A 24,935-nucleotide genomic window follows, 5' to 3' on the forward strand; every position below is an offset into this window, starting at 1 on the left:
ATTTCTTTTCCGCCGGCAGGCATATGCCGCCGGCGGCGCGTTCAGAGTCCCGCCGGCCGCCGCAGGTCGAGGGTGGTGGGGAATTCGTCCGGCGCGGATTCCGCCGGCACGTGGGGCACGCCCGGCGTGTGGCCATGGTTCACGAACCGGGCGAGACGGCGCGATTCCGCCTCGTAGGAATTCACCGGATAGGTGTCGTAGCTGCGGCCGCCCGGATGGGAGACGTGATAGACGAACCCGCCGCGCGAGCGCCCGCTCCAGGTATCGATGAGATCGAACACCAGGGGCGTGTGCACCGGAATGGTCGGATGCAGCGCGGAATAGGGCTCCCACGCCTTGTAGCGCACGCCGGCCACGAAGGTGCCGCTGCGCCCGGTCGGCGCGAGGGGAACGCGCCGGCCGTTGCAGGTGACGACGTGGCGGGCCGGATTGAACCCATCCACCTGCACCTGCACGCGCTCCACGGAACTGTCCACATAGCGCACGGTGCCACCTGCGGCGGCTTCCTCGCCAAGCACATGCCACGGCTCCAGCGCCTGGCGCAGCTCGATATCGACCCCCGCCCGCTGCACCTTGCCGAAGCTCGGGAAGCGGAACTCGAACTGGGCCTGGAACCAGAGCGGATCGAAATCATAGCCGGCATCGCGCAGATCGCCGAGCACGTCCTGGAAATCGGCCCAGGCGTAATAGGGCAGCATGAAGCGGTCGTTCAGCGCCGTGCCCCAGCGCACCAGCGAACCGGACAGCGGCCGGCGCCACAGCGCCGCGATGAGCGCCCGCAGCAGCAATTGCTGAGCAAGGCTCATGCGCCAGTCCGGCGGCATCTCGAAGCAGCGGAACTCCACCAGCCCCAGACGGCCGGTGGGGCCGTCCGGCGAATAGAGCTTGTCGATGGAGATTTCCGTGCGGTGGGTGTTGCCCGTCACATCGATCAGGATGTTGCGCAGCATGCGGTCCACCAGCCAGGGCGGCGGCGGCAGGTCCGTGCCCGGGGCGGGGAATTTGGAGAAGGCGATCTCCAGCTCGTACAGGCTGTCGTGCCGCGCCTCGTCGATGCGCGGATGCTGCGAGGTGGGGCCGATGAACACGCCGGAGAACATGTAGGACAGCGAGGGATGGCGCTGCCAATAGAGCAGCAGGCTCTTCAGCAGGTCCGGCCGGCGCAGGAACGGGCTGTCCGCCGGGGTGATGCCGCCCACCACCACGTGATTGCCGCCGCCGGTGCCGGTGTGGCGCCCGTCGGTCATGAACTTCTCGGTGCCGAGGCGGGCGAGGCGCGCCTCCTCATAGACGATGCGTGTGGTCTCCACGCATCCCTTCCAGTCGGACGCGGGATGGATGTTCACTTCCAGCACGCCGGGATCGGGCGAGAGGCCGATCACCTGGAGGCGCGGGTCGAACGGCGGCGGATAGCCCTCCAGATGCACCGGCATCTTCAGCTCGGCGGCGACCGATTCCACGGCCGAGACGAACGCGAGATAATCCTCCAGCGTGGTCAGCGGCGGCAGGAACACGCACAGCCGCCCGTCGCGCGCTTCGACCGAAACGGCGGTGCGCACCGCCTGGTCGGCCGGCTGCGGCGCCCGCGCCAGATAATCGGAGAGGATCTGCCGCGCCCGCTCGGCGGAGGGCACATGGCCGGTGGCCGCGTCGCGCTCGTAGCCCTGCGCCATCTCGTCGGGATCGGGCAGCGGGCCGCGCGGCTCCATCGGATCGGCGGGAATGGTGTGGGGATAGAGGATCGGCGAGAGATACGGCAGGGAATCCAGCGGCAAGCGGAAGCCGATGGCGCTGTCGCCCGGCACCAGGAACAGGTGGCCGCGGCGGAATTTCCACACTTCGCTCAGCCAGCCCTGCCCGCCGCGCGCGTTCAGCCGCTGCACCGGGATGACGAAGCCGCGCGCATTGCCCAGCCCCTCGGCGAGCGCCTTTGCGAGGGTGATGCGGGATTCCGGGTCCGCCAGCCGCTTGTCGCCGGGCTCGAGATTCTCCGGCAAATTGGCTTCCTTCAGCAGGAAGTGGGCATTGTCCTCATAGGCCGGCTGCACATATTTGCGGCCGAGGCCGAGGCGCTCGGCCAAAGCGAGCGCGAATCGCTCGGCGTCGGCGGTGGTGACGCCATAATCGTGCGCCTCGTCGGCGATCAGCGTCTCGTCATGCCAGATCGGCTTGCCGTCCTTGCGCCAGAACAGGCCGAAGGACCAGCGCGGCAGCGGCTCGCCGGGATACCATTTGCCCTGGCCGTAATGCAGCAGGCCGCCGGGCGCGAAGCGCTTGCGCAGGCGCCGGGCCAGATCGTCCGCGCGCACCCGCTTCTGCGGGCCGAGGGCGGCGGTGTTCCATTCGGCGCCCTCATAATCGTCGATGGAGACGAAGGTGGGCTCGCCGCCCATGGTCAGGCGCACGTCGTTGGTGAGCAGGTCGGCATCGACCTTTTCGCCGAGCGCGTTGAGCGCGGCCCAGCTCTCGTCCGAGAACGGCAGGGTCACGCGCGGCGCCTCGGCGACGCGGGCCACCGACATTTCGAAATCGAATTCCACTTCCGCCGGCTCGACACCGCCGCTGATGGGCGCGGCGGAGCGATAATGCGGGGTCGCCGCCAGCGGGATATGCCCTTCGCCGCACAGCAGCCCGGAGGTGGCGTCAAGGCCGATCCAGCCGGCGCCGGGCAGGTACACTTCCGCCCAGGCATGCAGGTCGGTGAAGTCCACGTCGGTGCCGGAGGGGCCGTCGAGCGCCGGCACGTCGGGCTTGAGCTGGATCAGATAGCCGGAGACGAAGCGCGCGGCGAGGCCGAGGCGGCGCAGCACCTGCACCAGCAGCCAGCCGGAATCGCGGCACGAGCCGAGCTTGCTCTTCAGCGTCTCATCCGGCGTCTGGACGCCCGGCTCCATGCGGATGACGTAGCCGACTTCCGATTGCACGCGCTGATTGAGCCCGACCAGGAAGTCCACCATGCGCGTCTTGGTGCGCGGGATGGCGGCGACGAAGGCGTCCAGCTCCGGCCCGCCGTCCTCGAGCGCGAGATAGGGCGTCAGCTCGGCCTTCAGCTCGGGCGTGTAGTCGAAGGGGAAATGGTCGGCGTATTCCTCGATGAAGAAGTCGAACGGATTGATGACCGACATGCGCGCGAGCAGGTCCACCTCGACCTTGAACTCGGTGGTCTTCTCGGGAAACACGAGCCGCGCCAGCCAGTTGCCGAACGGGTCCTGCTGCCAGTTGATGAAGTGCTCGGCCGGCGTGATCTTCAGAGAATAGGCGGGAATGTCGGTGCGGCTATGCGGCGCCGGGCGCAGGCGCACGGTCTGTGGCCCAAGCATGATGGGCCGGTCATAGGAATAGCTGGTGACGTGGTGGAGGCTCGCGAGGATCGACATTCAGGTCACCAGCTCCGGTTGGCACGGCATGGCTTGAGGTTAGACAAGCGCATCGGCTCAAGAAAGCGTGAGTTTGCGGCGCGTATTGCCTGTTTTGGAGGCAGGGCCGCGGGGGGCGGCCCTGCCGATGCGATGTCAGGCGGAGGCGGGGTGGCCCGGCACCGGGCCGGCCGGCGGCGCGGCGGGGCCGTCGCCCTCGGCAGCGCCGTGCGGCTTCTTCTTCTTGTGCAGGTACTTCTCCTCGAAGCGCTGGAGCACCGTGTAGAAGGACGGCACGAACAGCACCGCGAGGCAGGTGGAGGCGAGCATGCCGCTCACCACCGCGATGCCGATGGACTTGCGCGAATTGGCGCCCGCTCCGGTCGCGAACACCAGCGGCAGCACGCCGAGGATGAAGGCGAACGATGTCATCAGGATGGGGCGGAACCGCAGGCGCGAGGCCTCCACCGCCGCTTCCATGATGCCCATGCCCTCCGCCCGTTTCTCGCGGGCGTATTCCACGATCAGGATGGCGTTCTTGGAGGCCAGCGCGATCAGCAGGACGAGGCCGATCTGGGTGTAGAGATTGTTCGCGATCCCCAGCCCCACCAGCGCGCCGACCGTGCCGAGCAGCGCCAGCGGCACCGCCAGGATGACCGACAGCGGCTGGATCCAGCTTTCATACTGGCCAGCGAGCACCATGTAGACCAGCAGGATGGCGAGCGCGAAGACGTAGTACATCTGCGAGCCGACCTGCTTCTCCTGATAGGACATGGCGGTCCATTCGAAGCCCATGCCCGGCGGCAGCGTGGCGCTGGCGATCTGCTCCATCACGCTCAGCGCCTGACCGGAGGAGAAGCCCGGCGCGTTGGTGCCGACGATGGTGGCGGTCGGATACAGATTGTAGAGCGAGATCAGCGGCGCGCCGGGGATGACGCGGATGTCGATCAGGGTCCCGAGGGGCACCATGGTGCCATTGGCCGCCTTCACCTTCAGATTGTTCAGGTCCTCCGGCGAAATACGCGCCTTGGAATCGGCCTGCGCATACACCTGGAACACGTTGCCGAACTTGTTGATCTGGGTGACGTAGGCGGACCCCACATAGGTGGAGACCGCGCTGAACACCTGGTTCACCGTGACGCCGAGGGTCTCTGCCTTGATGCGGTTCACATCCACCTGCAATTGCGGCGCGCCCACGCGGAACGAGGTGGACAGATGCGACAGGGAGGATTGCGCCTGCCCCTTCTCGATGATCGCATTCGCCACGCGGTCCAGCAGGACATAGTCGAAATTGCCGTCGCGGATCTGCGGCTGCATGGTGAAGCCGGCGGCATTGCCGATGCCCTGGATGGCCGGGGGCACGAGCACCGCGATGCTGGCTTCCTGGATTTTGCCCAGCTCCGTGTTCAGGTGGGTGTAGATGGACAGGAGGTCCTGGCCCTTCTGCTTGTCGCGCACGCTCCAGTCGTTGAACGTGACATAGAGCACGCCGGCGCTGCTCAGCGTCGCGTTGTTGTCGAGCGCGGAAATGCCGGTGATGCCGAGCACCGTCTGCACGCCCGGGGTTTTCTGGGCGACATCCGAGGCGCGGTTGACGATGGCCTGGGTGCGCTCGGTCGAGGCGCCGTCCGGCAATTGCACCGCCAGCACCACATAGCCCTGGTCCTCGATGGGCAGGAACGAGGTGGGCACGCGGGTGAGGCCGTAGCCGGCGAGCCCGATGAGGGCCAGCGCCACCAGCACCATCAGGCCGGAGACATGGACCATGCGCGAGATGAGCGCGGTATAGGCCCGTTCGCAGCGGTCATAGATGGCGTTGAAGCCGCGATAGACCACGTTGCGCTTTTCCGGCGGGGTCGGCGGACGCAGCCACAGGGCGCACTGGGTGGGCTTCAGCGTCGCGGCATTGATGGCCGAGATGAAGGCCGTGGCGGCGATGACCAGCGCGAACTGCTTGAACATCTCGCCCGTCAGGCCGGGAATGAACGAGGCCGGCAGGAACACCGACATCAGCACAAGGGTGATGCCGATGACCGGGCCGAACAATTCGTCCATGGCCTTTTCGGCGGCCGGCTGGCCCTCCATCCCCTCCTCGATGTGCCGCGCCACGCCTTCCACGATCACGATGGCGTCGTCCACCACGATGCCGATGGCGAGGATGAGCGCGAACAGGGTGGACAGGTTGATGGTGAAGCCCATGGCCGCCATGGCGGCGAAGGCGCCGATGATGGTGACCGGCACGGTGGTCGCCGGCACCAGGGTGGCGCGCCAATCCTGCAGGAACAGGATGATGACCACGAGCACCAGGATGCCCGCCTCGTAGAGGGTCTTGTAGACCTCGCTGATGGAGGCGGCGACGAACAGCGTGGTGTCGAACGGGACGGTATAGGCGACGCCTTCGGGGAAGGAGGTCTTCAGCTGCTCCATCTTCGCCTTGACCGCTGCCGCCACATCGAGCGCGTTGGCATCGGGCAATTGGAAGATGGCGATGCCGGTGGCCGGCTTGTTGTCCAGCTGGAAGGTCTTGCTGTAGCTCTGCGCGCCCAGCTCGACCCGGCCGATGTCCTTCACGCGCAGGATGCGGCCGCCGTTCTGGTTGTCCACCTTGACGATGATGTTCTCATAATCCGGCACGTCGTTGAGGCGGCCCTGGATGTTGACCGTGTATTGGAAGTTCGTGCCCACGGGCGCCGGCGGCATGCCCACCTGGCCGGCGGTGACTTCCTGGCTCTGCCCCTTGATGGCGTTGACCACGTCCGAGGGCGTCAGGCCCACCGCCTGCATCTTGTCCGGGTCCATCCACACGCGCATGGCGTAGTCGCCGGCGCCGAAGATGAGCACGTTGCCGACGCCGCTCAGACGCGCCAGTTCGTTCTGCACATAGATGGCGGCGTAGTTGGAAAGGAACAGGCCGTCATAGCGCCCGTCCGGCGAGGTCAGCGCCACGAACTCCAGGATCGAGGTGCCCTTCTGGAGCACCGTGACGCCCTGGGTCGACACCGCCGAGGGCAGCGAGGCCAAGGCGATGGACACGCGATTCTGCACCAGCACCTGCGCCATGTTCGGGTCGGTGCCGATGGCGAAGGTCACGACCAGCGTATAGGTGCCGTCGCTGGCCGCCCAGGACTGCATGTAGAGCATGTCCTGGACGCCGTTGACCTGCTGCTCGATGGGCAGGGCCACCGTGTCGACGATGGTCTTGGCGCTCGCGCCGGGATAGCTGGTGGTCACCGTGACGGTGGGCGGCACGATATTGGGATATTGCGCCACCGGCAGGCGGATGAGGCAGACCGAGCCGATCAGGACGAAAAGCAGAGCGAGGACGTTGGCTAGGACCGGTCGCTCGATGAAAAAGCGCGAGATCATGTTCGCCGCCTGTGGTTCGAGGGATCGGTCGTCAGTTCTTCGGCGCCGCGGGGGTCGCGGCGGGCGGCGTGGGCGCTGCGGGCGCCGGCGCAGCCGGGGTCGTTGCGGCGGGGGTGGTGGCCGGCGTGTTCATGGCCGGCGTGATGGGCTTCTTCTGCGCCGGCGGGGTCATGCTCCCCTTCTCGACCGTCACCCTGGAGCCGGGCACGGCGCGCTGCAGGCCGTTGACCACCACCTGGGTGCCCGCGGAGAGGCCGGAGGCGAGCGCGCGCAGGCCGTTGTCCTGCATCTGCCCGAGGTGCACCACCTGCTCGGCAACCTTGCCCGTGGAATCCACGGTCAGCACATAGCTGCCGCTCTGGTTGGTGCCGATGGCCGCGTCATTGACCACCACCATGTCGGTGGCCGGGCCGAGCGGCAGGCGCACCCGCGCGAACAGGCCGGGAATCAGCGCCAGGTCCTTGTTGTCGAAGATGCCGCGCACGGTCAGCGTGCCGGTGTTGGGGTCGACCTGCGGGGCGACGTAATCGAGCTTGCCGGCGTGGGGATAGCCCTGCTCGGTCTGCAGGCCGATCTCGACCGGGATGTTGGCGAGATCCTGCGCCACCGACTGCAAGGTGCGGCCCTGCTTGGCGAGGCCTTCCTTGATGTTCAGCACCTGGGTCTCGGACAGCGAGAACCACACATAGATGGGGTTCACTTCGACGATCGTGGCGAGCTTGGTGGGGCCGCTGTAGCCGACCAGGGCGCCCACGTCCTGGAGATGGGCGGTCACCACGCCGTCGAACGGCGCGACCACTTCGGTATAGCCGAGGTTGATCTTCGCGATGTCGAGCGAGGCCTGGGCGTTCTGCACGTTCGCCACCGCCTGGTCGCGCTTGGCGCGGGCCTGGTCGAGGGTGGCCTGGGAAGCGAAGTCCTGCTTAGCCAGCTGATTCTGCCGGTTGAATTCGGCCTCGGCCTGCACCTGCAGCGCCTGGTTGGCGGAAAGCGTGGCCTGGGCCTGGGCGAGGTTGGCCTTGTACTGATCCTGTTCGATCACGAACAGCACGGTGCCCTTCCGGACCAGGGCGCCGTCCTTATATTTAATGTCGGTCAGGAAGCCCTGGACGCGGGCGTTGAGGTCCACCGTATTGATCGATGCGGTGTTGCCGGTCAGTTCGAGATAGCGCACCACGGGCTGGGAGCCCACTTCGGCGACGGTAACGGTGGGGGGCGGCGGGGCGACGTAGGTGTTCTTTTCCTCGCAGCCCGCGAGCGCCACCGCGATCACGGGGACCGCAAGCGCGAGCCGGGCCGGAGTTCCAGCCACGCCCAGGCCTGCCTGCAAGCCAGCATTCAAGCCGACGCGGCAAACACGCATTACCCGCCCCATCATCGTAAATCCCCCGGGACCTCAATTGTGCGGGATACTACTTAGCACCCTCGGACAAGTCCATGACACCTCACGGTTCGCAGTGCGGCATACCGCGGTAAATTCGCGGCCGCCGCGTTCCGAAGGGGAATATCGGCCGCCAAGGCGCCGCCGCGCGCCCGGCTCTCATTGACAAGCCTGCGACCCGTTCATAAGTCTCCCGTCGTATCCTGGATGGGCTCGTGCGCCGCGACGGCATTTCGGCCGGAAGGGGGCGCGCACTCGGCGTCGGGTGAAGCGAATATCAAGCGTGGACTTGCTGGCGCCGCATTGCGCGTGTCGTAAAGGCGAGTTCATGGACCGGAGGGTCCGGCGGCCCGTCTCCGCCCCTCCGCTACAAGAGACGGGACGGAATTGAGACGTCACGATGCTAGGTGGAATTGCCCGCAAGATCTTCGGCTCCGCGAACGACCGCATGGTCCGCGGATTTCGGCCCATGGTGGCGGCGATCAACGCGCTGGAACCGGAGGTCTCGGCGCTTTCGGACGATCAGCTGCGCGCACGCACGGCCGAATTCCGCGCCCAGCTCGCCGCCGGCAAGAAGCTTGACGATCTGCTGGTGCCCGCCTTCGCCACGGTGCGCGAGGCGGCCAAGCGCGTGCTCGGCCTGCGGCCGTTCGACGTGCAGCTGATCGGCGGCATGGTGCTGCACAATGGTGACATCGCCGAAATGAAGACCGGCGAGGGCAAGACCCTCGTCGCCACCCTGCCGGTCTATCTCAACGCGCTCGCCGGCAAGGGCGTGCACGTGGTGACGGTGAATGACTACCTCGCCCGCCGCGACGCCGAATGGATGGCGAAGGTCTATAACTTCCTCGGCCTCACCACCGGCATCATCGTTCACGGCCTGGACGACGACCAGCGCCGCGCCGCCTATGCCAGCGACGTGACCTATGCCACCAACAACGAGCTGGGCTTCGACTATCTGCGCGACAATATGAAATACGACCGCGCGCACATGGTGCAGCGCGGGCATTTCTACGCCATCGTCGACGAAGTGGATTCGATCCTCATCGACGAGGCACGCACGCCGCTCATCATCTCCGGCCCGCTCGACGACCGCTCGGATTTCTACAACACGATCGACACCTATATCCCCCGCCTCACCAAGGACGACTATGAGGTGGACGAGAAGCAGCGCACCGTCTCCATGACCGAAGCCGGCATGGAGAAGATGGAGCAGATGCTCTCCGCCGCCGATTTGCTGAAGTCCACCTCCCTCTACGACATCGAGAACGTGTCGGTGGTTCACCACGTGAACCAGGCGCTGCGGGCCCACACGCTGTTCCAGCGCGACAAGGACTATATCGTCCGCAACAACGAAGTCGTGATCATCGACGAGTTCACCGGCCGCATGATGCCCGGCCGGCGCTATTCGGAAGGCCTGCACCAGGCGCTGGAAGCCAAGGAGCACGTCCAGGTTCAGCCCGAGAACCAGACCCTCGCCTCCATCACCTTCCAGAATTATTTCCGCCTGTACGAAAAGCTCGGCGGCATGACCGGCACCGCCAATACCGAGGCGGCCGAGTTCGGCGACATCTACAAGCTCGACGTGGTGGAAGTGCCCACTAACGTTCCCATCGCCCGCAAGGACGATGACGACGAGGTGTATCGCACGGCGAATGAGAAATACGCCGCCATCATCGAGGTCATCAAGGATTGCGCCGAGCGCGGGCAGCCCGTGCTGGTGGGCACCACCTCGATCGAGAAATCCGAACTGCTGGCGGAAATGCTTAAGCAGGCCGGCCTGAAGCAGAAGGACTTCTCAGACCCCGCGGCCTTCAGCGGCCACGGCCATGAGAAGGCCTTCGCGGTGCTGAATGCCCGCTATCACGAGCAGGAAGCCTATATCGTCTCCCAGGCGGGCGTTCCTGGCGCCATCACCATCGCCACCAACATGGCGGGCCGCGGCACCGACATTCAGCTCGGCGGCAATGTGGAAATGCGCATCGCGCAGGAATTGCAGCATCTGCCCGAAGGGCCCGAGCGGGCCGAGGCGGAAGCGCGCATCCGCGCGGAAGTCGCGGAGATGAAGCAGAAGGCGCTGGCCGCCGGCGGGTTGTGCGTGCTCGGCACCGAGCGCCACGAAAGCCGCCGCATCGACAACCAGCTGCGCGGCCGCTCCGGCCGCCAGGGCGACCCCGGACGCTCCAAATTCTTCCTCTCCCTCGACGACGACCTGATGCGCATCTTCGGGTCCGACCGGCTGGACGGCATGCTCCAGAAGCTCGGCCTGAAGGAAGGCGAGGCCATCATCCACTCCTGGATCAACAAGGCGTTGGAGAAGGCCCAGCAGAAGGTCGAGGCGCGCAATTACGACATGCGCAAGAACGTTCTGAAATATGACGACGTTCTCAACGACCAGCGCAAGGTGGTGTTCGAGCAGCGGCTCGACCTGATGAACGACGCGGATATCGCCGAGACCGTGGAGGACATGCGCCACTCGGTCATCACCGACCTCGTCGCCAAGTACATTCCGGAAAATTCCTATCCCGAGCAATGGGATGTGAAGGGCCTCGACTTCGCCGTGCGCGACGTGCTCACCCTCGACCTGCCGGTGGAGGCCTGGGCGCAGGAGGAAGGCATCGCCGGGCCGGAAGTCACCGAGCGCATCATCCGCCGCGCCGACGAATGGATGGCGGGCAAGGCGGGCCAGTATGGCCCGGACCTGATGCGCTACATCGAAAAGTCGATCCTGCTGCAGACGCTGGACCATCTGTGGCGCGAGCACATCGCCATGCTGGACCATCTGCGCCAGGTGGTGGGCCTGCGCGGCTATGCCCAGCGCGACCCGCTGAACGAGTACAAGTCCGAAGCCTTCCAGCTGTTCTCCGCCATGCTTGGCCGCCTGCGGGAAATCGTTACCTCGCAGCTGATGCGCGTGGAGATCGTCACCTCCCCGCCGCCGGAAGAGGCGCTGCCGGTGATGGAGGGGCACCATATCGACGCGAGCACGGGCGAGGATGAATTCTCCGCCTCGGCCGCCGCCATCGGCACCCGGCCCCAGCCGGACCTGGCGGGCGACATCGCGGTCGCGGCGCGCGATCCCAACGACCCCTCCACCTGGGGCAAGGTGGGCCGCAACGAGAACTGCCCGTGCGGCTCCGGCAAGAAGTTTAAGCACTGCCACGGCCGCTTCGCCTGAGACGCGCGGCGCCTGCGGCCCGAGGCTTCCCGCGTCTGAGGCCTGCCGCGTCTGGAGCCTGCCGCGTCTGAGGCTTGGCTCCCTGAATCAAAACGCCCGGCTGAGCCGGGCGTTTTTGTTTGCGCCCGCCTGCCCGTCGGCCGATCGCGATGAAGCGGGCGCCAAAGCGGCCGGACGGGAGCGGAGGGGGACGGAGGGGCGTCCGAGGGGCGATTTGAACCGGAGCGGCGCTCCGGATTCATCTGCGGCGAACGTTCGCCCGAAATGCCGGTTTCGTCCGCCGAAAACCCGCGGAGAAGCGGCCTTAAACCACACTTCGTCCGCGCTAACTCATTGTTTCACGTGAAACATTTTCGCCCGGAAGACGCACCCTGGAGGCGCCGGAGCAGGATTTTCGACCGGCCTAGCGCGCGCTGGAGGAGAACGCACCCGGGGTGACAATGGCCGTGGAGCCCTGCAGCACCGACGCGGTGCCGGCGACCTGGCCGTTCAGGCTAGCGGTCTGTTGCACGGGGCCCGGACGCACCGGCGCGTTCGATTCGGCCACCTGGCTCTCGGGAGAAACGCCCGGCGGGCGCGTCGTCTCGGGCATCTCGCCGGGCGGCGTTCCGTTCACGTCCACCGTGTAGTCATTCGCCTCGGTGCCGACCGGGCGGAACTTGGCGAGGAACACCGGATGCATGCCGCCGTCGGTTCCGGTCCGCACCGGATCCACGGGCAGCGATTTCGACAGCGCGGCGATCTGCTGGTCGTCGGCCATGCGCTTGGCGGCGATGGCGCCGGCGATCTCGGCAGGCACGGTATAGCTCGGGCAGGGAGCGGAAGCATCGAAGCCGCGCCCGCCTTCCACCTGCGCGTTGAACACATAGTGCCGGTCGCACACGTTGACCTTGGGTTCCTGCTTCGTCACCTCGAAGCTGTCATAGCCTTCCTTCAGGTTGCGCCAGAAGGCCATGTTCGGGTTGGTGCGATGGCGGGCAAGGTTCTTCGGCGTCATGCGGAACGGCATGGCCTGGAGCTGGAACGAGCGCTGACCGCCCGCGAAGCTTTCCCGCGCAAGAGCGAAAATCTCGGCGATCTGCTGGTCGGTCATGGCGTAGCAGCCCGACGAGGAGCAGTCCCCGTGGATCATCAGGAACTCGCCGGTGCGGCCGTAGGATTTGTCGAACGCGTTCGGAAAGCCGGTGTTGATCGCCAGATAATAACTGGAATTGGGATTCATCAGCGCCGGGGTGATGGCATAGAAGCCCTCGGGCGCCTGGCGGTCGCCCATCTTCACCTTGGGGCCAAGCTCGCCCGACCAGCGGCAGATGGGATAGGTCTTGAGCAGCGCATAGGTGCCGTCGGTCTTTTGCTTCCAGACCTCAAGCTCGGATTCCTGCTTGAACAGGCGCACCAGGATCGGGCTGGAGGGCGTCATGCCCTTCTCCTGGATCAGGGTGACCATCTGCGGCGACAAGGGCTGCTGGGAGCGCCGAGACAAATCGCCCTGACCGTTGCAGCCGGCGAGAACCACCGCAGCGGTGGCGGCCAGCGCAGCAAGGCGAAGACGGGAAAAGAAGGGAAGCGGACGGCTCAACGCAGAACTCCAAGGTCCGTTTCGGGCGCACTAAGAGCCATGATGCAAGGTCCACCCTTGACGGCGCGTTACCATATGATGGCGAAAAAGCGATAAATTAGTGCTTGTTAGCCGCACATGACCGGCGAATTACGGCCAATATGAGATGGTTCCAGACAAAGCGCTAGAAGTCCACTCTACAGGGTGCGTCCAATCGCCAGGAACTTTGCCCGCCGTGCCTTGCGCACGGCTGTCGCGTCCATCCCGGCCATGCCGCTCAACGCCTCGGCAATGGCATCCCCGGTCGCGGTGATGGCCGCCTTGGGGTCGCGATGGGCCCCGCCGGTGGGCTCCTTGATGATGGAATCGACGACGCCGAATCGCACCAGGTCCTGGGCCGTGATCTTCATATTGGTCGCCGCCTCCTGCGCCTTGGCGGTGTCGCGCCACAGGATGGAAGCCGCGCCTTCGGGCGAGATCACGCTGTAGACAGCGTGCTCCAGCATCAGCACCTTATTGGCCGTGGCGATGGCGATGGCGCCGCCGGAGCCGCCCTCCCCGATCACGACCGCCACGTTGGGCGCGCCCAGCGCGAGGCAGGCGTCGGTGGAGCGGGCGATGGCCTCGGCCTGCCCGCGCTCCTCGGCGCCGATGCCGGGATAAGCGCCGGCGGTATCGACCAACGCGATCATCGGCACATTGAAGCGGTCCGCCAGCTCCATCAGGCGCGCGGCCTTGCGATAGCCTTCAGGACGCGCCATGCCGAAATTGTGACGGATGCGGGTCTCGGTGGTGGAGCCCTTCTCGTGGCCGATCACGCACACGGGTTCGCCCCGGAAGCGCGCGAAGCCGCCGATGATGGCTTCGTCCTCGCCGTATTTGCGATCGCCCGCCATGGGCGTGAATTCGTCGAACAGGCCCTTGGCGAAATCGCCGAAATGCGGCCGCGCGGGATGGCGCGCCACCAGGGTCTTCTGCCACGGGGTGAGCGTGGAATAGAGCTGCGCCAGGGCGTCGGCCGCCTTAGCCTCAAGGCGCGTCACGTCGTCGGCAATGGCGACGCCGTCCCCGCTCGAAAGTGCCCGCAGTTCTTCCACCTTCGCCTCGAGCTCGGCCACCGGCTTCTCGAAGTCCAAATAGCTGCGCATGCCTGTCCGTGGGTTTTGGGGGATCAATGGACGCTCTGTCCGGCACCTCATGGCGCGGCCGGAAGCTGCTCTTCGCGGCGCGGTAAGTCAAGGTGCACCTGCCGCCGAGGCAACCGGATGTGTCCTGCTGCGTTATATCCCAATGGATTACACAGGAGAACCCTGCATGACCGTGTCACCGAGACACCCCGCTTTCGATCAGACCAAGGCCGACAAAGACGCCAGAGCCCGGCCACCGTCTCAAGACAAGGCTACCGCCAAGCCCGCGGCCGGGCCCCATGCCAAGCCGGCCCTGACCGATCCCGCCAAGACGCCGGGCACCGGTGCCCTGCCCGACCCCCATAAGCCGAACGAGGACGCGACCTCCGGCTGAAGAAAGTGGGCTGTCCGATGCGAGGGTCTCAGAGCAAGGCGGTGCCGTTCTCCTGCAGGACGGCGCCTGCCAGATAAAGCGAGCCGGCGATCAAAACGCGCGGCGGCGGCACGAGTGGAAAGGACGCGAGCCCATCCAACGCTGCGCCCACATCCCGCGCCACCGAACCGGACATGCCAAGCGCAGCGGCGGCGGCAGCCACCTCCTCCGGCGACAGGCCCTTGTGCTCGCCCGGGACCGGAACCGCGATCACCTCGCGGGCGAGGCCCGCGAACGGCGCCAGGAATGCCGAGACATCCTTCGAGCCCAGCATGCCCACGATCATCACCAGCGGGCGCGCATAGCGCTCCTCAAGCTCCGCCAAGGCATTGGCGAGCGCGGCGCCGCCCGCGGCATTGTGCCCGCCGTCGAGCCACACTTCCACATCCCCCGGCGCGCGGGCCGTGAGAGGCCCCGGCGCCAAGCGCTGAAGTCGTGCCGGCCAGTCCGCGGCGCGCAGCCCGTCCTCGATGGCGGCGGCGGTCACGCCCAATTGCGGCAGCGCGCGCAAGGTCGCGACCGCAAGGCCGGCATTGTCGATCTGGTGCGCGCCCATCAGGCGCGGCCGCGGCAGATCCAGCAGGCCCGCCTCGTCGGAATAGACGAGCCGGCCCGCCTCCTCATGCACCGTCCATTGCTGGCCGCGCGCGAACACCGGCGCCAGCTTGCGCGCCGCCGCGCGCTCGATCACCTCCAGCGCCTCGTCGGGCTGGGCGGCAACGATCACCGGGACGCGGCGCTTGATGATGCCGGCCTTCTCGGCGGCGATCAGCTCAAGGGTCGGCCCGAGAAAGTCCACATGGTCGATGGACAGCGGCGTGATGACGCTGGCGAGCGGGGCATCGACCACATTGGTGGCGTCGAGCCGCCCGCCGAGGCCCACTTCCAGCATCAGCACATCCGCCGGCACCTGCGCGAACAGGACGAAGGCTGCCGCTGTCGTGATCTCGAAAAGGGTGATGGGCTGACCCGCATTGGCGGTTTCCACCTGGTCGAGCGCGTCCGAAAGGGCTTCATCGCTCACCAGCGCGCCGGCGAGACGGATGCGCTCGTTGAACCGCACCAGATGGGGCGAAGTGTAGACGTGCACGCGCTTTCCCGCCGCTTCCAGCGCCGCGCGCAGGAAAGCGATGGTCGACCCCTTGCCGTTGGTACCCGCCACGTGAATGACGGGAGGCAGGCGCAGTTCGGGATGGTCGAGCGCGGCGAGCAGGCGATGGACCCGATCCAGCGACAGGTCGATGCGCTGGGGATGGAGCGCCGCGAGGCGCTCCAGAATGGCGTCGGGTCCGCCGACGGGGCGGGAGAGGGACATCGTCTTCTACCCCTGCGCGGCTGCGGCCGCGCGGCGCAATGGGTGGATGGAGCTCACGCGGTGGCGGGGCGCGGCAGGCGCCCCTTGGGCGGCACGGCCGGCGCCTTCACCAGGATGCGGCACAGCCGGCCCAGCGTCTCGCGCATTTGGTGGCGATGCACCACCATGTCGATCATGCCGTGCTCGCGCAGATATTCCGCACGCTGGAAGCCATCCGGAAGCTTCTCGCGAATGGTCTGCTCGATCACGCGCGGACCCGCAAAGCCAATGAGGGCGCCCGGTTCGGCGATCTGGATGTCGCCCAGCATGGCGTAGGAGGCGGTGACACCGCCCGTGGTGGGGTTGGTGAGGACCACGATGTAAGGCTTCTTCGCCTCGCGCAGTTCCTGGATCGCCACGGTGGTGCGCGGCATCTGCATGAGGGAGAGGATGCCCTCCTGCATGCGCGCGCCGCCGGAGGCTGCAAACATGATGAAGGGCGTGCCCTTCTCGGCGGCGGTTTGAAGCCCCTTGACCACCGCTTCGCCTGCCGCCATGCCGAGCGAGCCGCCCATGAAGCCGAAATCCTGCACCGCGATGGTCACCGGCAGGGCTTCCAGCAGGCCGGTCGCGACCTTCACGGCATCCTGCATCCCGGTCTTGGTGCGGGCGTCCTTGAGGCGATCCGCATAGCGCCGCTCGTCGCGGAACTTCAGCGGGTCGATGGCCACCTCGGGCAAGGCCACCTCTTCATAGGCGCCGTCATCGAACGTCGCTTTCAGCCGTTTCACGGCATCCATGCGCATGTGATAGCCGGAACCCGGTATCACATAGAGATTGGCCTCCAGATCCTTGTGGAACACCATCTGCCCGGTTTCCGGGCACTTCACCCACAGATTCTCCGGCACATCCCGGCGGGCCAGGAAATCGCGGATCTTCGGGCGGACGACGTTGGAAATCCAATTCAAGGAGGATGCTCCGGCTGTGGCGCGCTCCATGTAATACCGAGCGGGCAGGAACGGAAGTGCGGTCGCGCTGCGCTGCGCAATTCCCCGCGCCGCCGACCCTTGCGTAATCTCGCAACAGGGCTTGGGCGCGCATGGTGGCGAAACCACGGCGACAGATGATTATTCCGTTAGGGAATGAAAATGCGCCCGCATTTTTGATTGGACCCTGTTTCTTAAACGGTTTAAGCGCCCCTCCGACTAAGAACCAGAAGGTTTCCCAAAGGTGCGCTTCCTCCTGCTCTTGCCTTTCATCGGGCTGCTGTGGGTGCCGTTCTACAATGAACGCCTGCCCGAGCTTTTCGGCTTTCCGTTCTTTTATTGGTATCAATTGGCGTGGGTACCGGTGACCTCGCTTTTGACCTTCGTCGTATATAAGGCGACCAAGGAATGATCGGGTCCATCGATTGGACCGCGCTGTCGGTCTTCCTGTTTTTTTTCGCGCTCGTCACCGTGATGGGCTTCATCGCATCGCGCTGGAAGGCAGCCGATGACCACGCCAAGCTCGAGGAATGGGGCCTTGGCGGGCGCCAGTTCGGGGTCTGGATCACCTGGTTCCTGGTGGGCGGCGATTTCTACACCGCTTATACGGTCATCGCGGTGCCGGCGCTGGTCTATGCGGTGGGCGCCTACGGCTTCTTCGCCCTGCCCTACACGATCATCGTCTATCCCTTCATCTTTCTCGTCATGCCCAAGCTGTGGAAGGTCGCCCATGCCAGCGGGCATGTGACGGCGGCGGACGTGGTCCACGGCATGTACGGCAGCCGTGCGCTGGAGCTGGTGGTCGCAATCACCGGCCTCATCGCGACCATGCCTTACATCGCGCTTCAACTGGTGGGCATGCAGGCGGTGATCTCGGCCATGGGGCTGACAGGGGAATTCCCCATCATCGCCGCCTTCCTGATCCTCGCGCTCTATACTTATTCGGCGGGCCTGCGGGCGCCGGCGCTGATCGCTTTCGTCAAGGACATCATGATCTATGTGGTCGTGCTGGTGGCGGTGGTGCTGGTGCCCATGGTGCTCGGCGGCTATGGCGCGGTGTTCCATGCTGCGGACCTCGCCTTCCAGGCCAAGGGCGGCGCCACCGGCCTCACCCTCCAGCCCCAGCAGATGCTGCCTTATGCGACGCTGGCGCTCGGCTCGGCGCTTGCCGCCTTCATGTATCCACACACCCTGACTGGCGTGTTCGCGGCGCAGAGCGCCGACACCATCCGCAAGAACGCGATCCTGCTGCCGGCCTATACGGTGCTGCTCGGCCTCATCGCCCTGCTCGGCTACATGGCGCATGCGGCCGGCGTGAAGGTGACCAGCCCCACGGACGTGGTGCCCGTGCTGTTCAAGACCCTGTTCCCGAGCTGGTTTGCGGGCTTCGCCTTCGCCGCAATCGGCATCGGCGCGCTGGTGCCGGCGGCGGTGATGTCCATCGGCGCCTCCAACCTGTTCACCCGCAACGTGTGGAAGGCCTATGTGAACCCGGCCGTCACCGACGCGGGCGAAGCGCAGGTGGCCAAGATCGTGTCGCTGGTGGTGAAGGTGGGCGCCCTCGCCTGCATCATCTTCCTGCCGACCAAGTTCGCCATCGACCTGCAATTGTTGGGCGGCCTCTGGATCCTCCAGACCTTCCCCGCCGTGGTGTTCGGTCTGTTCACGCGCTGGTTCCGGGCCGGCGCGCTGCTGGCCGGCTGGGCCGTGGGCATCATCGGCGGATCGTTCATCGTGTTTTCCGATGGGCTGGTGCCGGTGCACCGCATGATCCTCGGGGGCGAGTCGTACACGATCTATGTGGGCCTGCTGGCACTGGCCGCCAATCTGCTGGTCGCGGCTGTTGGCACGCTGCTGCTGGACGTCGTTTCGCCCCGTCGCACGGCACGCGCCTGACCCTCTCCCCGCCCCGGTTGACCGGGGCGGGGCCAAGGCGCCCTTAGTTCTTCGCCGGCAGGAAGGTGAAGGGCGTCGCCACCTCGAACTGCGCCGCCGCATTGCCGGAATAGACCTTGCCGCCTTCAAGCGTCAGCTTCTTCACCGGCGCGCCAGCCTTCAGGTCGAGATCGGCGAGCGGCACCCAGAATGCGTTGGGGCTGGTGGAAGAATCGAAAAAATAGACCTTGTTCTTCTGGTCCGCGACGCTGCGCCAAAGGGATGAGGAGATGTTCGGCTGGTTCGGCGTGGTGATGCCGAGTGGCACGCCGACGCTGCGCATCACCCCGAGCACGCTGAGCGCGGCCTGGTTGGCATAGCTCTGCCCCGGAACCGCCGAAATGAAGCGCGGATCGGCCTGCTTGGGCACAGCGTGGATGAGGAACGAGGCGCGGGCGAAGCGATCCGAAGCGCGGTTCGTGCCGGGCAGGAAGGTGAGCCCGCCGATCTCTTCCCAATAGGCGTTGAGCGCCAATTGCTGGTCAAACGTCGGCGAGTTGGTCATCACCTGATATTGCTTGCCATGGTGGATGACGAGCTTGCCACCGATATATTCGAGGATGGCGGAATCGCCGCTGGCGTCGGACAGCGCGAGGTGGAGCTGCGCGGGGGACCCGTTCGGCAGGACCGGCGCGACGATGCGGAACGGCTCCTTCTCCAGCGCTGCCACCGCTTCGGAGACCGAGCCGAACATGTCGAGCACATACTGGGCCCATACCGAAATCGACATCGGCGGCTTGCCGGTGTCGCGGCCATAGTCGGATTCATCAAGATAGAGCAGGTTCACCACCAGCCCCTCTTCATTGATGCCGTCGGCGGTGCCGACATCATAACCCGAGGCGATCAGGCTGCCGTATTTCGAGACCCATTTGGGCGCCGTGGGCCCGGCAGCGCCGTCGCGCGCCATGCCCTTTGGAAAAGCCCAGAGATTGGTGCGCATATCCTCCGCCCAATCCATCGACCGGCCGGTGATGACGAGGCCGTCGGCGCCGACATACAGCGCCCGGGTACAAGCGGCGGCCGGGCTTGCCGCCAGCAGTGAACCGGCAAGTAGGGCGGCAATGAAGCGGGTGGCACGCGAGTGAAGCATGTGAACCTCCCATTAGGATGGGAGGAAGCATCGACCGGCTGGCTTCCCCGCCGCCATGAGGCGGATCAAGAACGCCTGTGTTCGCGATCGGCGGAATAAGGGATGGCCTTACTCGGCCGCCTGACGGGAGACGCCGCGCACCGCCGCAGCGAGATCGCGCACCAGAGCTTCGACGTCAGCCACGGTGCGGGGTGTCGCGACGCCCTTTTCGTCGAGCGAAGCGCGCACGACGTCCACCAGGGCCGAGCCGACCACCACCGCGTCGGCGCCGGCCGCGATCGCCGCCGCCTGAGCCGGTGTCTTCACCCCGAAGCCCACCGCCACCGGCAGGTCGGTATGCCGCTTGATCCGCGCCACGGCGGCGGAGACCAAATCGGCGTCCGGCGTCGCAGCGCCCGTGATGCCGGTGATCGAGACGTAATAGACGAAGCCCGCCGTATGGGCGAGCACCGCCGGCAGGCGCTTGTCGTCGGTGGTCGGTGTCGCCAGTCGGATGAAGTCGAGGCCGGCGGCAAGCGCCGGAAGGCAGAGCTCGTCGTCCTCCTCGGGCGGCAGATCCACCACGATGAGGCCGTCCACGCCGGCGTCTTTCGCATCGGCCAGGAAGCGTGAAACGCCGTAAATATAGATGGGGTTGTAATAGCCCATCAGCACGATCGGGGTCGCTCCGTCGCCCTTGCGGAAGGCGCGGACCATGGCCAGCGTCTTCGCCAGCGTCTGCCCGCCTTTGAGCGCCCGCAAGCCGGCGGCCTGGATCGCCGGGCCGTCCGCCATAGGATCGGTGAACGGGACGCCGAGTTCGATCACGTCCGCCCCGGCCGCCGGCAATGCTTTGAGCACTGCCAGGGAGGTCGCGGCATCGGGATCGCCCGCCGTGATGAAGGTGACGAGGCCGGGACGGCCTTCGGCGGCAAGGGCGGCGAAGCGAGCGGTGATGCGGGTGGTCATGATGCGTCTTTTGTTCGTCCCCTGCGAAAGGGGCCGACCGCGAGCGGCCGGAGAAAGTGAGACCCGCTCAGTTCGGGCTGGTGATGGCGCAGGTCGCCGAAGTGGCGCGCGTGGCGCCCATCAGGCGGACCTGATCCGCCCCCGTGAGGCCGGGGAAGGTGGAGAATAACGTCGTGGACGAGGTGCCGAGCTTCTTCTTGCTCTTGGAGAAGAAATCGCACGTCACCACGATCTGGCTCAGCATCAAGGTGCCGCTGTTGGCCACCTGCACGCTGATGAAGGCGCCGGTGGGATCAGTGATCACCGAGCCAGTGGTCAGGGTCAGGCCAGCCGGCGCCGCCGAAGCGGACAGGACGCCGGGACCCGCGAAAGCGAGCGGAAGAGCAAGGCCGACGGCCGCGCAAACAGACGCAAATTTCATATCTGGCCCCCCAGATGTTCCGCCACGGTGAAGATGTCCTTGTCGCCGCGGCCCGACAGATTGACGATCATGATATGATCTTTCGGCTTGGTGGGCGCGATTTCCACCACCTTGGCGATGGCGTGCGCACATTCCAGCGCCGGAATGATGCCTTCCTGCTTCGACAGCAGCATGAATCCTTCAAGCGCCTCGACATCGGTGCAGGGAATATATTTCACCCGGCCGATATCATGCAGCCAGGAATGCTCGGGGCCAATTCCGGGATAATCCAGGCCAGCCGAGATGGAGTGGGCATCCTTGATCTGCCCGTCGTCGTCCATCAGCAGATAGGTGCGGTTGCCGTGCAGAACGCCCGGCCGGCCGCCGATGATGGCGGCCGCATGCTGGCCGCTGGAAATCCCATGGCCCGCCGCCTCGACGCCATAGATCTCCACATCGGGATCATCGAGAAACGCGTGGAACAGCCCGATGGCATTGGAGCCGCCGCCGACCGCCGCGATCAGGGAATCGGGCAGGCGGCCTTCCATCTCCTGGATCTGGGCGCGCGCCTCGGTGCCGATGATCGACTGAAAGTCCCGCACCATGGCCGGATAGGGATGCGGGCCGGCAACTGTGCCGATGCAATAGAAGGTGTCGTGCACATTGGTGACCCAATCGCGCAGCGCCTCGTTCATGGCATCCTTCAGCGTGCGCGTGCCGGACTGCACCGGCACCACGGTCGCGCCCAGCATGTTCATGCGGAACACGTTCGGCTTCTGCCGCTCCACGTCCACCGCGCCCATATAGACCACGCACTCCAGGCCGAAGCGGGCGCACAGGGTTGCGGTGGCGACCCCGTGCTGGCCGGCGCCGGTCTCCGCGATGATGCGCTTCTTGCCCATGCGGCGCGCGAGCAGGATCTGCCCGAGCACATTGTTCACCTTGTGAGAGCCGGTGTGGTTCAGCTCCTCGCGCTTGAGATAGATCTTCGCGCCGCCGAGATGCGCGGTGAGGCGCTCGGCGAAATACAGCGGCGAGGGACGGCCCACATAATGGGTGAGATAGCCGTCCATCTCGGTCTTGAAGGCGGGATCGACCTTGGCGGCCTCGTAGGCGGCCTGCAGCTCCAGCACCGCGGGCATGAGGGTCTCGGCGACGAAGCGGCCACCGTGGATGCCGAAATGACCGCGCTCGTCCGGGCCGGTGCGATAGGAATTCAACGCAGTCACTTGGCTTGACTTTCCACCCTGGAGGCAAGAGACGCCGCGCGCGCGGCGCGGACGAAGGCAAAGATCTTTTCCGCCGATTTGACGCCGGGCGAAGTTTCGACACCGGAGGAGACATCGACGCCGTCGACCCGAACACGGGCAAGCGCCTGCGCCACATTGTCCGGATCCAGACCACCCGAAAGCATGATCGGGCGACCGGGGTCAAGGCCGTCGAGCACAGACCAGTCGAACACCCGTCCGTTGCCGCCCGGCAAAAGATCGTCTGGAGCGGGCTTGGCATCGAACAACAGGCGGTCGGCAACGGCCGCATAGGCCGGCACGATATCGAGATCGATGGCGCGGGCGATGCTGAGCGCCTTCATCACCGGCAGGCCAAAGCGCGCGCGGATCGCAGCGACCCGCTCCGCGCTCTCGCGGCCGTGCAATTGCAGAATATCCGGCTTCACCGCTTCCAGGATGTCGCCGAGCAGCGCGTCGTCCGGATCCACCAGCAGCGCCACCTTGAGGGCACGGCCATTCACCTGGGCGGACAGCGCGGCGGCATCGGACAGGTGGAGATGGCGCGGGCTTTTGGGAAAATGCACGAAGCCGACGAGGTCGGCGCCGGCCTCCAGCGTTGCATCGAGCGCGGCGGTGCTGTTGACACCGCAGATTTTCACTTCGATGCCCGGCTTGGAACCACCCGTAACCAACGCGCCCATTTCACCACCGCCGGGTGCGCCGCGCCGCACCCTGTCTCGTTTCGGATCCGCCTCAGGTCTCGATGCGGGTGAACTGCCCCGCCTTGCGGAATCGCCAAAGATAGCTCGGCAGCACGCTCGCCATGGCAGCGGGCAGGATACCGAGGTCCTGGATGGTGCGATGTTCCGCGACCGCGGCATCGGACACCACATTGTCGAAATGCAGCATCGCCACCTGATCGCGCGTCAGCAGCGCACTGCCGCCCGGCACCCAGCCGAGCACGCGGGCCATCAGGTCCGCCACGCCGAACGGCAGGTCCATCAAAATGCGATGGCTGCCGATTTCCCGCAGCAGCAATTCCATGAGCTCACGGAAGGTGCGCACTTCCGGTCCGCCCAGTTCATAAGTGGTGGCGGCCTTTGCCTTGCCGTCCACCGCCCGCTCGACGGCGGCGGCGACGTCGGCGACGAACACCGGCTGGAAGCGCGTCTTACCGCCGCCGATCAACGGCAAGGCGAATGCGAAGCGGGTCATCGCCGCAAAACGATTGAAGAAATCGTCTTCCGGGCCGAACACCAGCGAGGGGCGCAGGATGATGCTGTCCGGGACGGCGGCGCGCACCGCCTCCTCCCCGAGCCCCTTGGTGCGGGCGTAAGCCGCGGACGCGGCCGAATCGGCGCCGATGGCCGACACATGCACCACACGCGCCCCCACTTCGGCCGCGGCGGTGGCAATGGCGCGGGCGCCATAGACGTGCACGGCGTCAAAGCTCTGGCGGCCGCGCGGCGCAAGAACGCCGACAAGGTTCACCACGACGTCCGACCCCTGCACCGCCCGGCGCACCGAATCGGCGAAGCGCACATTGGCCTGCACCAGCTGGACTTGGCCTACATAGCCATAAGGCAGCAGGAAATTCGCAAGATCAGGCCGCCGCACGGCGACGCGGATGCGATAGCCGCGGCGGGCAAGGGCGCGCACCACATAACGGCCGAGAAAGCCGGAACCGCCGAACACCGTCACCAAGCTGTCCGTCACGGGCCGTTCGGCCACCGTCACTTCGCTCATGCCTATTCCTCCGGCTCGCGCGCACGTCGCGACCTGCTCTATAGGTTTGTGCGTGACATACGCGATTGGGCGGGGCGTCGTCCAGTTGCCTCGGCGTCGCGGGAGAGATCCTCCACCCTCCGGCGCGGATCGCCCTTTCAGGCTTTCCGCGCGGAAGGATCACGACGCCGCGCGCATCAGGCGGTGGCCTTCGGCCCCTTTGCCGCAGCGGCGAGCGCAGAGACCTTGGCCTCGAGATCCTTGATCTTCTGGGTGAAGGCCTGCGGATCGAGCGCGGACCGCTGAAGGTCGACCGCCCAGGTGGGATTCTGCAGTGTGAAGGTGGTGAAGGCCGAGGCCGCGCCGGTCTTGCTCAGGATATGGTCCGCAACGCGCGCCGGAATCGCTTCCTCAATGAAGAAGTCCAGGCCCGGATGAACCTTGGTGAAAGCGACGAACGCCTCGGAGAGTGCGGTGTATTGATCGTCCTTCAGCAGGGCGTTTAGTGTCACCAGGAAATCCGACACGGCGGTCTCCGGGGGGTGCTTGCGCGGGGGGATGTTGGCAGCGGCACTGGTTGCGACCATGGTGAGTCCTCCGAATACGGCTTCGTTCAACGGCGCGGGCCAGTGCGGCACCGCTCAGGCCTCGCGCCTGCGGCTGTATTTTGTAGACCAGGCCTGCGGACGCAAGCCTCACGCCCGCAATAAGCGGAAAGATCCGACAGCACCGATTTTAAAGGGACGAAATGGATCAAATCGCCTGCGCTTTTGCGGGGGGCGGTGCTTCTGGAGTTGACTGCGGGCCATCCTGCTCCTATAAGCGCCGACACTTCGCTGGCGACCGAGGTTGCCGGCGTGTTCAGCCATTCAGACGCAGCGCGAACAGGCCTCATTGGCTTCAGTTTGCGTGCGATAACGTGATAGAGG

Annotated in this window: 18 protein-coding genes; 4 read left to right on the forward strand and 14 right to left on the reverse strand. The window is 66.0% G+C overall.

Annotated elements, in window-relative coordinates:
* Nucleotides 1-41 precede the first annotated feature (41 nt).
* The 3 genes from V5F68_RS14470 to V5F68_RS14480 form a co-directional block, all read right to left on the reverse strand.
* Nucleotides 42-3,377, reverse strand: a complete 3,336-nt coding sequence (locus V5F68_RS14470; RefSeq protein ID WP_394013223.1) for a transglutaminase family protein — start codon at nt 3,375-3,377, stop codon at nt 42-44.
* Between the two features lie 135 nt (nt 3,378-3,512).
* Nucleotides 3,513-6,722 (reverse strand): efflux RND transporter permease subunit, encoded by a 3,210-nt coding sequence (locus tag V5F68_RS14475; RefSeq protein WP_394013225.1) that lies wholly within the window; start codon nt 6,720-6,722, stop codon nt 3,513-3,515.
* 31 nt (nt 6,723-6,753) lie between these two features.
* Nucleotides 6,754-8,034 (reverse strand): efflux RND transporter periplasmic adaptor subunit, encoded by a 1,281-nt coding sequence (locus V5F68_RS14480; RefSeq protein WP_394013226.1) that lies wholly within the window; start codon nt 8,032-8,034, stop codon nt 6,754-6,756.
* 469 nt (nt 8,035-8,503) lie between these two features.
* Between V5F68_RS14480 and secA the strand changes: the two genes are divergently transcribed.
* Nucleotides 8,504-11,281, forward strand: coding sequence for a preprotein translocase subunit SecA (gene secA, locus V5F68_RS14485; protein ID WP_394013228.1), 2,778 nt, complete (start codon nt 8,504-8,506; stop codon nt 11,279-11,281).
* Between the two features lie 403 nt (nt 11,282-11,684).
* Here the strand turns inward: secA and V5F68_RS14490 are convergent, their stop codons facing one another.
* Complete coding sequence (locus V5F68_RS14490; RefSeq protein WP_394013229.1) at nt 11,685-12,860, reverse strand: L,D-transpeptidase family protein; 1,176 nt, start codon at nt 12,858-12,860, stop codon at nt 11,685-11,687.
* A 176-nt stretch (nt 12,861-13,036) separates the two neighbouring features.
* Entirely contained in the window at nt 13,037-13,987 is a 951-nt protein-coding gene (locus V5F68_RS14495) for an acetyl-CoA carboxylase carboxyltransferase subunit alpha (protein WP_394013230.1), read from the reverse strand.
* Nucleotides 13,988-14,153: 166 nt separating this feature from the next.
* On the opposite strand from V5F68_RS14495, the gene V5F68_RS14500 reads away from it, so the two are divergent.
* Nucleotides 14,154-14,360 (forward strand): hypothetical protein, encoded by a 207-nt coding sequence (locus V5F68_RS14500; RefSeq protein WP_394013231.1) that lies wholly within the window; start codon nt 14,154-14,156, stop codon nt 14,358-14,360.
* A 28-nt stretch (nt 14,361-14,388) separates the two neighbouring features.
* Here V5F68_RS14500 and V5F68_RS14505 read toward each other — a convergent pair whose 3' ends face one another.
* Both V5F68_RS14505 and accD read right to left on the reverse strand, forming a co-directional pair.
* Nucleotides 14,389-15,714 (reverse strand): bifunctional folylpolyglutamate synthase/dihydrofolate synthase, encoded by a 1,326-nt coding sequence (locus V5F68_RS14505; RefSeq protein WP_394013232.1) that lies wholly within the window; start codon nt 15,712-15,714, stop codon nt 14,389-14,391.
* Between the two features lie 53 nt (nt 15,715-15,767).
* Complete coding sequence (accD, locus tag V5F68_RS14510; protein WP_394013233.1) at nt 15,768-16,661, reverse strand: acetyl-CoA carboxylase, carboxyltransferase subunit beta; 894 nt, start codon at nt 16,659-16,661, stop codon at nt 15,768-15,770.
* A 262-nt stretch (nt 16,662-16,923) separates the two neighbouring features.
* On the opposite strand from accD, the gene V5F68_RS14515 reads away from it, so the two are divergent.
* Nucleotides 16,924-17,091 carry a DUF3311 domain-containing protein gene (locus tag V5F68_RS14515; RefSeq protein WP_394013234.1) on the forward strand — a complete coding sequence of 56 codons (168 nt, stop codon included), beginning with the start codon at nt 16,924-16,926 and terminating at the stop codon, nt 17,089-17,091.
* Nucleotides 17,088-18,575, forward strand: coding sequence for a monocarboxylate uptake permease MctP (gene mctP, locus V5F68_RS14520; RefSeq protein WP_394013235.1), 1,488 nt, complete (start codon nt 17,088-17,090; stop codon nt 18,573-18,575). Before V5F68_RS14515 ends, mctP begins: the two co-directional genes overlap by 4 nt.
* Nucleotides 18,576-18,618: 43 nt before the next feature.
* Here mctP and V5F68_RS14525 read toward each other — a convergent pair whose 3' ends face one another.
* From V5F68_RS14525 to V5F68_RS14555, 7 genes are all read right to left on the reverse strand, one after another.
* Complete coding sequence (locus V5F68_RS14525) at nt 18,619-19,704, reverse strand: linear amide C-N hydrolase (protein ID WP_394013236.1); 1,086 nt, start codon at nt 19,702-19,704, stop codon at nt 18,619-18,621.
* Nucleotides 19,705-19,812: 108 nt separating this feature from the next.
* Entirely contained in the window at nt 19,813-20,652 is an 840-nt protein-coding gene (trpA, locus tag V5F68_RS14530; protein ID WP_394013237.1) for a tryptophan synthase subunit alpha, read from the reverse strand.
* A 67-nt stretch (nt 20,653-20,719) separates the two neighbouring features.
* A complete protein-coding gene (locus V5F68_RS14535) occupies nt 20,720-21,073 on the reverse strand; it encodes a hypothetical protein (RefSeq protein ID WP_394013238.1) in 354 nt (117 codons plus the stop codon).
* The gene (gene trpB, locus V5F68_RS14540; protein WP_394013239.1) at nt 21,070-22,281 is read right to left on the reverse strand and encodes a tryptophan synthase subunit beta; all 1,212 of its coding nucleotides are present in this window, start codon (nt 22,279-22,281) and stop codon (nt 21,070-21,072) included. Before trpB ends, V5F68_RS14535 begins: the two co-directional genes overlap by 4 nt.
* Entirely contained in the window at nt 22,278-22,982 is a 705-nt protein-coding gene (locus V5F68_RS14545) for a phosphoribosylanthranilate isomerase (RefSeq protein ID WP_394013240.1), read from the reverse strand. The genes trpB and V5F68_RS14545 overlap by 4 nt, the downstream gene beginning before the upstream one ends.
* A gap of 52 nt (nt 22,983-23,034) precedes the next feature.
* On the reverse strand, nt 23,035-24,027 hold the full coding sequence (locus tag V5F68_RS14550; protein ID WP_394013241.1) for a complex I NDUFA9 subunit family protein: 993 nt from the start codon (nt 24,025-24,027) through the stop codon (nt 23,035-23,037).
* Nucleotides 24,028-24,203: 176 nt separating this feature from the next.
* Nucleotides 24,204-24,593 carry a hypothetical protein gene (locus V5F68_RS14555; RefSeq protein ID WP_394013242.1) on the reverse strand — a complete coding sequence of 130 codons (390 nt, stop codon included), beginning with the start codon at nt 24,591-24,593 and terminating at the stop codon, nt 24,204-24,206.
* Between the last annotated feature and the right edge of the window lie 342 nt (nt 24,594-24,935).

Source organism: Roseixanthobacter pseudopolyaromaticivorans (assembly GCF_043195145.2).
Taxonomy (GTDB): Bacteria; Pseudomonadota; Alphaproteobacteria; order Rhizobiales; family Xanthobacteraceae; genus NCEH01.